This is a genomic window from Caldimonas tepidiphila (assembly GCF_003569765.1).
GTDB classification, from domain to species: Bacteria; Pseudomonadota; Gammaproteobacteria; order Burkholderiales; family Burkholderiaceae_C; genus Caldimonas; species Caldimonas tepidiphila.
The window spans coordinates 1-2,009 of sequence record NZ_QXMG01000147.1 but is presented as its reverse complement, the minus strand read 5'-3'; the positions used below and the strand labels follow the sequence as shown (position 1 = coordinate 2,009).

General features: G+C 71.4%; 3 protein-coding genes. All 3 read left to right on the top strand.

From position 1 onward, the window contains the following. Positions 1–259 precede the first annotated feature (259 nt). Positions 260–976, top strand: coding sequence for a 3-oxoacid CoA-transferase subunit A (locus D3A59_RS24795; protein WP_119157964.1), 717 nt, complete (start codon positions 260–262; stop codon positions 974–976). A gap of 23 nt (positions 977–999) precedes the next feature. Continuing rightward, positions 1,000–1,656: a 3-oxoacid CoA-transferase subunit B gene (locus D3A59_RS24790; RefSeq protein WP_119157963.1), complete on the top strand. Its 657-nt coding sequence runs from the start codon at positions 1,000–1,002 to the stop codon at positions 1,654–1,656. Between the two features lie 45 nt (positions 1,657–1,701). Then, positions 1,702–2,009, top strand: a 308-nt coding sequence (locus tag D3A59_RS24785) for a thiolase family protein (RefSeq protein ID WP_473206074.1), incomplete at its 3' end; no start/stop codon positions are given.

Sequence of the window (2,009 nt, the reverse complement as noted above, 5' to 3'; positions counted from 1 at the left end):
CGGGAGGCCGCGAGGGACATGGTGGAGGGCTGCTTTCTTCGCTGGGCGCGCTGTTCTTCGGACAGGACCGATTCTCCGCCCTCGGCGGCGTGCCGCCAGGGCCGGCCGCAACGCAGCGCGGCGCGGCGGGTCTTGGTTTGACACATCGCGACGCGGCTCCCTAGAATGCGTGTATCGAACACGAGTTCGCTAATCGAACAAATTGGGCCCTTGCGCTTGTCGCCGCGACGCAGGCGGGCCCTTCTGCGGAGAGTCCTCCTTGATCGACAAAATCACCGCCTCGGTGGCCGAGGCGCTCGCCGGCATCGACGATGGCGCCACGGTGCTGATCGGCGGCTTCGGCACCGCCGGCATCCCGAACGAGCTGATCGACGGGCTGATCGAGCAGGGCGCACGCGAGCTGACGGTGGTCAACAACAACGCCGGCAACGGCGATCACGGCCTCGCCGCGCTGCTGAAGGCGGGGCGCGTGCGCAGGATCGTCTGCAGCTTCCCGCGCCAGGCCGACAGCCATGTCTTCGACGCGCTCTACCGCAGCGGCCGCATCGAGCTCGAGCTGGTGCCGCAGGGCACGCTGGCCGAGCGGCTGCGCGCGGGCGGCGCCGGCATCGGCGCCTTCTTCACGCCCACCGGCTACGGCACCGAGCTGGCGAGGAACCCCGACGGCAGCCCGAAGGAGACGCGCGTCATCGACGGCCGCCCGCAGGTGCTCGAGTACGCGATCCGCGGCGACGTCGCGCTGATCAGGGCCGAGCGCGGCGACCGCTGGGGCAACCTGGTCTACCGCAAGGCGGCGCGCAACTTCGGGCCGGTGATGGCCACCGCCGCGCGCCGCACCGTCGCGACCGTGCACGAGGTGGTCGAGCTCGGCGCGCTCGACCCCGAGGCGATCGTCACGCCCGGCATCCACGTCTCGCACGTCGTGCGGATCGAGCGCGTCGCGACGCAGGGCGGCGGCTTCAAGCCGGCCGCCTGAGCCCCCACCGGACCTTTGCACGAATGAGCAACTACACAAGACGCAGCAAGGACGAGCTGGCGCGGCGCGTGGCGCAGGACATCCACGACGGCGCCTACGTCAACCTCGGCATCGGCATGCCGACACTGGTGGCCAACCACATCCCGGCCGGCCGCGAGGTGGTGCTGCACAGCGAGAACGGCATCCTCGGCATGGGCGCCGCGCCCCCCGCGGGCGAAGAGGACTACGACCTGATCAACGCCGGCAAGCAGCCCGTCACGCTGCGCCCGGGCGGCGCCTATTTCCACCATGCCGACAGCTTCGCGATGATGCGCGGCGGCCATCTCGACATCTGCGTGCTCGGCGCCTTCCAGGTCTCGGCGCGCGGCGACCTCGCGAACTGGAGCACCGGCGAGCCCGGCGCGATCCCCGCGGTCGGCGGCGCAATGGACCTCGCGATCGGCGCGAAGCAGACCTGGGTCATGATGGACCTGCTGACCCGGCAGGGCGAGTGCAAGGTGGTGGAGAACTGCAGCTACCCGCTCACCGGCCTCGGCTGCGTGCGCCGCATCTACACCGACCTCGCGACGCTCGAATGCACCCCCGCCGGCCTGCGCCTCGTCGACCTCGTCGACGGGCTCGAACATGCCGAGCTCGAGCGGCTGCTGCGCCTGCCGCTCGAGCCCGCCCCCCGGGCCTGAACGCCGGCCCGACCAACTACCCGAGAACACACCAGGAGACAGACCATGACGCAAGCCTTCATCTGCGACGCGATCCGCACGCCCTTCGGGCGCTACGGCGGGGCGCTGTCGGGGGTGCGCACCGACGATCTGGGGGCGATCCCGCTCAAGGCGCTGATGGCGCGCAACCCGCAGCTGGACTGGCAGGCGGTGGCGGACGTGATCTACGGCTGCGCGAACCAGGCCGGCGAGGACAACCGCAACGTTGCGCACATGGCGAGCCTGCTGGCGGGGCTGCCGATCGAGGTGCCGGGGGCGACGATCAACCGGCTGTGCGGCTCGGGGCTGGACGCGGTGGGCACGGCCGCGCGCGC

Coding starts and splice junctions, on each gene's coding strand:
- D3A59_RS24790 (WP_119157963.1), top strand. CDS start 1,000: ATGAGCAACTACACAAGACGCAGCAAGGACGAGCTGGCGCGGCGCGTG.